This is a genomic window from Streptomyces sp. NPDC048349 (assembly GCF_040651925.1).
In the GTDB taxonomy this organism is placed as follows: domain Bacteria; phylum Actinomycetota; class Actinomycetes; order Streptomycetales; family Streptomycetaceae; genus Streptomyces.
Map to the genome: position 1 here is coordinate 1 of NZ_JBEZLA010000125.1, position 7,185 is coordinate 7,185.

General features: G+C 67.3%; 10 protein-coding genes. 2 read left to right on the forward strand and 8 right to left on the reverse strand.

Annotated features, from left to right (window positions below):
• Positions 1-305 precede the first annotated feature (305 nt).
• The 6 genes from AB0D44_RS33905 to AB0D44_RS33930 all read right to left on the reverse strand — a co-directional run bounded on the left by AB0D44_RS33905 (position 306) and on the right by AB0D44_RS33930 (position 4,991).
• Positions 306-866, reverse strand: coding sequence for a hypothetical protein (locus AB0D44_RS33905; RefSeq protein WP_362598613.1), 561 nt, complete (start codon positions 864-866; stop codon positions 306-308).
• A 125-nt stretch (positions 867-991) separates the two neighbouring features.
• A complete protein-coding gene (locus AB0D44_RS33910) occupies positions 992-1,543 on the reverse strand; it encodes a hypothetical protein (protein ID WP_362598615.1) in 552 nt (183 codons plus the stop codon).
• 22 nt (positions 1,544-1,565) lie between these two features.
• Positions 1,566-2,639, reverse strand: coding sequence for a MerR family transcriptional regulator (locus tag AB0D44_RS33915; protein WP_362598618.1), 1,074 nt, complete (start codon positions 2,637-2,639; stop codon positions 1,566-1,568).
• A gap of 128 nt (positions 2,640-2,767) precedes the next feature.
• A complete protein-coding gene (locus tag AB0D44_RS33920) occupies positions 2,768-3,220 on the reverse strand; it encodes a hypothetical protein (RefSeq protein ID WP_362598621.1) in 453 nt (150 codons plus the stop codon).
• Between the two features lie 1,061 nt (positions 3,221-4,281).
• Positions 4,282-4,713 carry a hypothetical protein gene (locus tag AB0D44_RS33925; RefSeq protein WP_362598623.1) on the reverse strand — a complete coding sequence of 144 codons (432 nt, stop codon included), beginning with the start codon at positions 4,711-4,713 and terminating at the stop codon, positions 4,282-4,284.
• Between the two features lie 65 nt (positions 4,714-4,778).
• Positions 4,779-4,991 carry a transposase family protein gene (locus AB0D44_RS33930; RefSeq protein WP_362598626.1) on the reverse strand — a complete coding sequence of 71 codons (213 nt, stop codon included), beginning with the start codon at positions 4,989-4,991 and terminating at the stop codon, positions 4,779-4,781.
• Positions 4,992-5,049: 58 nt separating this feature from the next.
• Between AB0D44_RS33930 and AB0D44_RS33935 the strand changes: the two genes are divergently transcribed.
• Both AB0D44_RS33935 and AB0D44_RS33940 read left to right on the forward strand, forming a co-directional pair.
• Positions 5,050-5,418, forward strand: a complete 369-nt coding sequence (locus AB0D44_RS33935) for a VOC family protein (protein ID WP_362598629.1) — start codon at positions 5,050-5,052, stop codon at positions 5,416-5,418.
• Between the two features lie 152 nt (positions 5,419-5,570).
• On the forward strand, positions 5,571-6,041 hold the full coding sequence (locus AB0D44_RS33940) for a DUF5959 family protein (protein WP_362598632.1): 471 nt from the start codon (positions 5,571-5,573) through the stop codon (positions 6,039-6,041).
• 350 nt (positions 6,042-6,391) lie between these two features.
• On the opposite strand, the gene AB0D44_RS33945 is transcribed toward AB0D44_RS33940, so the two are convergent.
• Together AB0D44_RS33945 and AB0D44_RS33950 are read right to left on the reverse strand one after the other, a co-directional pair.
• Positions 6,392-6,661 (reverse strand): hypothetical protein, encoded by a 270-nt coding sequence (locus AB0D44_RS33945; RefSeq protein ID WP_362598634.1) that lies wholly within the window; start codon positions 6,659-6,661, stop codon positions 6,392-6,394.
• Between the two features lie 17 nt (positions 6,662-6,678).
• On the reverse strand, positions 6,679-7,035 hold the full coding sequence (locus tag AB0D44_RS33950) for a hypothetical protein (protein WP_362598637.1): 357 nt from the start codon (positions 7,033-7,035) through the stop codon (positions 6,679-6,681).
• Between the last annotated feature and the right edge of the window lie 150 nt (positions 7,036-7,185).

Sequence of the window (7,185 nt, forward strand, 5' to 3'; positions counted from 1 at the left end):
AACGGACGCTTCCTTCGTACTCACCCTCTCGGGCTTTCCTCCGGGCTTTCGTTCTGTGTTCTTGCGTTTCCGACTCTATCAGACTCTTTCGGGCCCGATTTCCTCGGTGCTTTCCAGGTTCTGCGCTTTCGCGCCTTCCCTTTCCGGCGGTTCCGACTCTATCAGAAGATTTCCACCGGATTTCCCGGCTTCGATTCCCGAATGAAGAGTCGAGTGTCCCCACATGAAAGCTCCTTGTGGGGGCTGCTGCCGAACTTGTCCAGCTCGAGGCAACTGCTCAACTCTACAACCGTGACTGGAGGGTGTCAAAACGCCTCCCGGCCGCCCCCGAGCTCCCCGAACGAGCCGTCCTGCGAGACCCCAAGGTCATGACGCATCGCGGCTCGCATGGCCCGAAGTTCTTGCCAGACCGCCCGCCCCTGCCGCTCCGCGGTCTGCATCGTCTCGCCCGGCTCGGGCTCACCCCGCTCGAGGCGTTTGACCTGGCCGTAGACCTTGTTCAAGGCCTGGTTGACCGCGCTGGCGCGCACGAGCACCTCGTCCGGAGCGATCATTTGTGCTTCGGAGTACCGGTCACGGTGAGCGTCCTTCGCCGCCTCGAGTGCAGCCCTGTCGGCCTCCTCCACGTCTCGTTCCCTCAGAACGTGCATGTGGCGGTTGAGCGCCGTGGTGAACTGCCTGGCATCCCGGTTGAGGTCCACATAGCAGGCCCGCCTAAGTACACGGTTCTCGTGGATCTCCTCGTGGCTGCGGACGATCTCTATCTCCCGGAGCTTCGTACGCTCGGAGCCGCGCTGGGTGAGGAGCGAGCCCCCCAGGGTGCCGGCCACACCCGCCACCGCGATGATCACTGCGCTGAGATCCACCGACCCACTCCCCACGTCACTCACTTCATGCCGCTGCCCCGGACCGCTCCCCCGGCACAGAAGGCAAGTCTGACGTCAGAGCCCAGGGCCGCGGAAGCAGGTTGAGAGCTGAGAGCCCTTCCCGGTCACGCAGGGGAACCGGGCGCGGAGCGTCGCGGTGAGCGGTCCCTCCTCGCGGTGGCCTCGGCGACCTGGCGGATGGCGCGGCGGAGGAGATCGCCGTAGGGGGTCTGCGGAAGGCTGGGTGCGTGCGCCTCGGCTGCCTGTATGTGCTCGGCGGCGGCTGCGAAGGAGCCGAGGCGGCGGTAATCGTCGGCGAGGTTGAGGTGCAGGGAGGGGTAGAAGCCGGCGATGTGCAGGCCCGCGTCGTGCTCCTGGACGCGGCGCTCGGTCACGGCGTCGGCAGCGTCCAGGGCCCGAACGTTCCAAGCGAGGGCCTGGGCGGGATCTTCGTAGAGATCGGCCAGGTAGTGGGCGAGGGAGCAGCGGTGCAACGGGTCCCCGGTTACACCGATCTCGGACCACAGTCCCAGCAGCTCCCGGCGGGCGGAAGCACGGTCACCGACTCGGCCTTCGGTGACGGCATGGCCGATGGCCTCCATGATCGGGTCGGGGATGGCGGGACCCGCAGTGGTGGCGGTGGTGGTGGTGCTGGTGACGGTGGCGGTGGTGGCCATGGAGTGTTCCTCTATGTCCTTCTCAGGCGGAGTGGTCGTGCTTGATCGGCATGGCCAGCGTGGTGAGATCGCCCCGGTCCGCGGACCGGATCGTGACCGGTCGGCCCTCTCCGCGCAGATCGAGCATCACGTCAGGACCGATCGCGGAACTCACAGCGGGGTAGAGCGTCGTGAGCTCGAACCAGACCCGCAGCGCCTGGCCCGAGACGGTGGCGGGGAGGGCGACGCCGGGGTGCGCATCGTCCGCAGACACCATGCTCACTTCGTGGTCCGCGACGTGCAGTGCGATCCGCTCGCCGCCAGGCTGCTCTTCGAGTGCTCGCAGGAGCAGCTCCTTCGCGACCGTCACTCGGGTGGTGACTCCGCCCAGTGAGGCGAGCATCAGCCGATGGTCGGGGAACGGGCCCGGCAGCAGCCGACACAGCCGGTCGGCCCTGTCCCCCGCGCGGAGCCGAATCCCGTGCGGGACCGCTTCGAGCCGCACCAGCGCACTGCGGCGGATTCCGGCGACAGCGACCCGCAGCTCGTCCCCGCTGACCGTGCCGACCCACGGCTGCGCCGGAGGGCGGGCGGGCACCAAGGTGCGGGTGGTGAGCCGGTACCGGTCGGTCGCGGTCAGGGTGATCGCCTCATGATCCGCCTCGATGCACAGACCGGCGAGGGCCGGCAGACCAGGCTCGTCCGCGGCCGCCGTCAGGACCTGCTCGACCGCATCCGCCAGCACGGGACCCTTCAGCTCCGCGATCAGATGCGCCGGTATGTCGCCCAGCACGGACTTGATCGCGGCGGCCTTCTGCTGCGCCGCCGCGGCGTCCTCGACGACCTTTGCGACATGCTCGTCGACCAGCCGGGACGCCTCATCGGCCCCGGCACCGAGGACCGCCTCGACGGCTGCGAGGGGCATGGCGATCTCACGGAGCCGACGCAGCACGGTCGCCCGCGCCACCTGGTCGGCGCTGTAGTAGCGGTAGCCCGACGCCGGGTCGGTCTCGGCGGGCGGCAGCAGCCCGGAGTCGGCGTAGAACCGCAAGGCGCTGGGAGTCAGCCCGCTGTGTTGGGCGAAGGCCCCGATCGGCATCAGTTCGGATTTCGGCACCACGCCATCATTGGGCTTCAACCAACTCGAAGGTCAACGCCCACCGGTGTCGGCGTACGCGTGAACGTGGCTCTGGCAAGATTTTCGTAGGCGGAGACATCGTGGCGCGGGGGCCGGTCGTCGGCCGGTCAGCTTCGCTTGAGGTGGTACAGGTTGGGATCCGGATCCCCAGCAAGGTAGTAGGGCTGAAGACCCTCGCTGGTCCGCTCCATGCCGAACTCCCAGGTGTACTGGGCAATCGGAGTGAGTGGCTCGGTCGTCCATTCGTCGATGTCTCTGGGGCGACGCTGGACTTGCTTCGTCACGTTGGTGATCGAGATCTGGACCGCCGGGGCACCGCCGATCGTCTCTCCGCTGCCTCCCTTGACCAGTTGCCAGGTCCCGGTGCCAGTCAGACCCCAGCCTTCGTCGAAATCCCAGTCCTCGCCTCCAAGATTCTTCACCTCGGCTCGACCGTCCCCCTCCAGGATCACCTTGGCGCCGTCGGGTCCCGTCCAGTCCCCAGCGAGTTCGCTGGTCGAAGCATCACGGACGGTCGGCAGCGTGGGGTAGAAGAGCGCCCCACAGCCGCTGGTGAGCACGACAAGAACCACTGCCGGGCCCAACATCCACCATCCTCCACGCCTGAGATTGCCCATCATGCCCCCAGCTCGGTACCACCTCGGCGAAAATGAACATGTTCAGAATACCTCGCCGGGGTGGGGTACCAACCCCAAGGGCCCCTCGACGTCCAGGGCCGCTCTCTTCTCTTGAACCGAGTCCCCGCGAGTGTTCATCACAGGCTCGGCTCCCCGGGTGGTCGGTCCGCGTAGCGGCGGCGGAGGTGGGCGATCAGTACGACGCGGTGGCGGAGGAGTGGGACGCCGACCCGTCCGGACATGATCCGTTTCTGGAGTTTGACGTCCGTGATGCGGCCTTCGTTGACCTCCGAGTTGTATGGGGTGGCGATGCCCTGCGCGGCGGCGTGTCGGTCTTCGTGCAGGGCTCCGGCGACGCCGACAGAGGGGCCAGTCCGCTGTTTGCTAGGTCGTCCAGCCAGCTCGGTAAGGGCGTCGCGTCCCGGTTGTCGAGCATGGCGGCGAAGCGACGGACCAGGTCGTGGGTGTGCCGGAGTTCAGGGCAGTGATCGAGGAGCCGGGGAAGACGATCGTTGATGTGCAGGTTGCGGCGGCCAGGATGGGTGATGATCCAGCGGGCGGCTTCGCGTGGGGAGGATGGCCGCTCGCGCGGCTCGTCCAGGGGCAGGCCCCGCCGTAGTGGTGCGACGGCCATCTTCACGCGCTGGTAGTGGCCGAGGTAGCCCTTGGACTGGAGCTCCTCATGCAGGATCTTCGCGCTGTGCTGTCCGTCGTCCCAGCGTTGTTGCAGGTAGTCGAGGTAAGGGTCCAGCCGGACGGCTTGCGGGGCGGGCGGCGCATCACTTCCTGCCAGGTCCGGGCCCTGGCGTACTTGCGCACCGTGCGGCGGTCCAGGCCGAGTTCGCGGGCCACGGAGCTGTGGCTCCGGCCGGTCCGGGTCAGAGCGTGCACAGCCTCGAACAGCCAGCGGGCATGCTCCCCGGCCCGGCTGTCGGCCGCGGTGTTCTCGGCGGCCTCCTCGATATATGCGGGATCGGCCTCGCTGACCGGGGGCAATGCTGCGGTCAGGCAGCCGCGACGGGTGGAGGCGATCTCCTGGACTCGGCGGAAAAGACCCTGCCAGAGGTGAAAGCGGTCACTGACCTGCACGAAATCCGGAGCACTGGTGGTGATGCCTGCCGGTAGGTGAAAGAACCGTCGCGGCAGGCGATCTCGACACCGGGGTGTTCGCGGAGCCACCGGCTGAGCTGTTCTGCGTCGCGTCCCTCCCAGAGCGTGAGCGGGAGCCGGGTAGTGGCATCGACCAGGAGGGTGCCGTAGATGTCGCCGTAGAGTGCGAAGTCATCCACCCCCAGCACCCGTGGTGTCTCCAGTGGCGGAAGCGGCATCCGCATCAGCTGGGACAGGACGGTGCACCTCGAGAGCCTGACGTTCAGGATCCGCAGCATCCGTGCACCGCCCCGGCCGGCCAGCACCACCCCGGCGGACTCCACCACGCCCTGTAGGAGTGGGGTACGCCGCTGATAGCGCACGGTCAGGCCCGGTACCTGCTCGACGAAGGTTACCTTCGAGAGGCCACGTTTTCGCAGTACAGACGGCGTACGGACAAGTCGATGCGGAGAGGCCGACCACCGAGAGCGACATCGGCCAGACGCCGTACATAGCGGCTGTGGCACCACGCACTGGACCGACCGCATCCCGTACATCCCGCTGAAACGCCGGACTTCGTGCGGGCCCGGACCGCCACGACAGCATCGGAGACATCAACCGACATAACCCGGCGCCTCTTAGGGTGTGCATCAGGAAAGTCTGCTGATCAGCTCGGAGATGTCATGCCCTGGCGGATGAAGTTGAGCGCGATAACACTGGATTGCCCTGATCCACTGGCTCTGGCGGCGTTCTATCAGCAGGCCACCGGCCTTGAACCCCACCCGAAGTCGGACGCTGACTTTGCCGGTCTCAACCGTGAGGACGGACTCCTCATCGGCTTTCAACGGGTCGACAACTACCGGGCGCCGAGCTGGCCTGATCAGGCCGTTCCACAGCAGCTTCACCTTTGCTTCGACGTCGCGGACCTGGACGAGGCGGAGGCCCGGCTGCTGGAGCTTGGCGCAGGCAAGTCGGATCACCAGCCTCATGAGGACAGGTGGCGGGTCCTCACCGATCCAGCTGGTCATCCCTTCTGCATCGTCAGGGGCTGACTCGGCGGCTCCCGCACACGACATAGCTGGGGACGTTCCTCCGTACGCGGTTCGGGAGGTGAGGTAGTACGCCGACAACCGATCCCGGTATGGACGCGGGCAGGAAGATCGCAGGATGCAGGCCAACCCCTCGCAAGAGAGCGAGACCAGCAGTGACCGAACCGGCCCCGGTGAACCTGATCGATGTAGGAGACCCGGACGGCAACCGCTGCGTCGTCCGGGTGACCGGCCGCTACCAGCCCGGAGTGCTGACCGGCCACGACGTTCTGCGAGCCGATGTCCTGATCTCCGCGAGCTTCGCGGATGCCCGACTGGAGCTCTCCATGGTCCAGCGGGACCTGGACATTTCGCAGCACGACCTCACCCAGCTCGCTCCGGGCAAAGGTGCAACCATCGGTGGCGCCCGCGGGCTGAGTCTCAGCTTCTTCATGCACGAGGACCGCACGCTGTCGTTGACGGTCGAGGACCCCGACCGCATGAGCCTCGCCCTGGCGATCGGTCCCCAGGAAACCTGGATCCAGGACCACCGCCAGCGACTCGACCGGGTTCGCGAGACCTGGCCCAGCGAAGTCGTGGAGACGGCTCCCATGTCCTACGAGTGGAGCTCCCACCGCAGGGGGTAGACCTGCCTCCTTTGGATCTCGTCGGCCGGCCCGTATCCACCGCCACCGCATGGGACGACAGATGTCTTGGTGAAGCCAGGCTCTCTTCAGGTCACCTCCGGCTTCCGCCGGTGCAGCCGCACGCGTTCTCCCGGCCGACCGACATATCCGCAACACGGCACGCACGGCCGTTTCTGGGCTTGCCCCCGCTCGGGCCGACCACGTGCGGATGGGCCCGGCCGTCGACCAGACCCCATCACGCTGCCACCGGCAGAAGCCCATGGTCCGTCCGCCGAGGACCGCACTCCGTCGACAGGTCCCGCCACAGGGCGCCGGTACTCACAGGCCTGCGCCCGCCACCGGCCCCTCTGTCAGAGGTTGACCCGCTTCAGATAGACGCGGCAGCGGTGCGGGACCGTCTGGTACCAGACCATCACGTGCTCGTCCTCGTACGTACGCAGCCGCATGGGGTTGGGGTCCTCGTAAAGGCTGCCGTCCTTGGGGTCGATGGCCATCGCCGCCAGGTCGACCAGGCCGTCCATGACGGCGCAGACGAGATTCTGCTGCTCCTTCGCCATGTCGCCGAGCACCCACAGTCGACTGGGGTCGCACTCCCACGCCCAGCCGGCGTCGTTCTCCACGCCTTCACCGCGCGGACTCACTGCCCGATCTCGCGCTGGGCCTCGGCGAGGATCCGGCTGCTGGTCTCCATCGCGGCCCGGAACTCCTCTTCCGTGGCCGTCGGATCTCCCGCGACCCGTTCCGCTTCGTGCAGCGCGGCCGCCCGGGCCGGCCAGCGGTGGATTGCCACGTGCGTGGCCCACTTGATCAGGAAGAACCGCAGCGGATTGATGGCGCCGGTCTCGGCAGCCCGGTCGAAGGCCTCATTGCATTCCTTGTCGAGGACGGCCAGGTTGGCCATGTCGATCCGGCGCACGGCGTCCCGCAGGGCTTCCCGTGTCATGGCCGGCTGAGGAATGAGCGGCCCGCCGTCTTCCAGCTGCTGTGCTGTCATCACGTCCTCCAGGGGAACGCGGCCAGGATACCCAGCCGACCCGTCCGATTCGGCGGTGAACGCAGAAAAGCCCCGCACCGGACCCTTACGGGTCTGGTGCGGGGCTTCCGCAATGACTGTTCGGCGGCGTCCTACTCTCCCACAGGGTCC

What these genes read in the sequence shown, in the direction of transcription:
- AB0D44_RS33950 (WP_362598637.1), bottom strand. Translation starts at nt 7,035, where the DNA reads ATGACAGCACAGCAGCTGGAAGACGGCGGGCCGCTCATTCCTCAGCCG.
- AB0D44_RS33935 (WP_362598629.1), top strand. Translation starts at nt 5,050, where the DNA reads ATGCCCTGGCGGATGAAGTTGAGCGCGATAACACTGGATTGCCCTGAT.
- AB0D44_RS33910 (WP_362598615.1), bottom strand. Translation starts at nt 1,543, where the DNA reads ATGGCCACCACCGCCACCGTCACCAGCACCACCACCACCGCCACCACT.
- AB0D44_RS33930 (WP_362598626.1), bottom strand. Translation starts at nt 4,991, where the DNA reads ATGTCGGTTGATGTCTCCGATGCTGTCGTGGCGGTCCGGGCCCGCACG.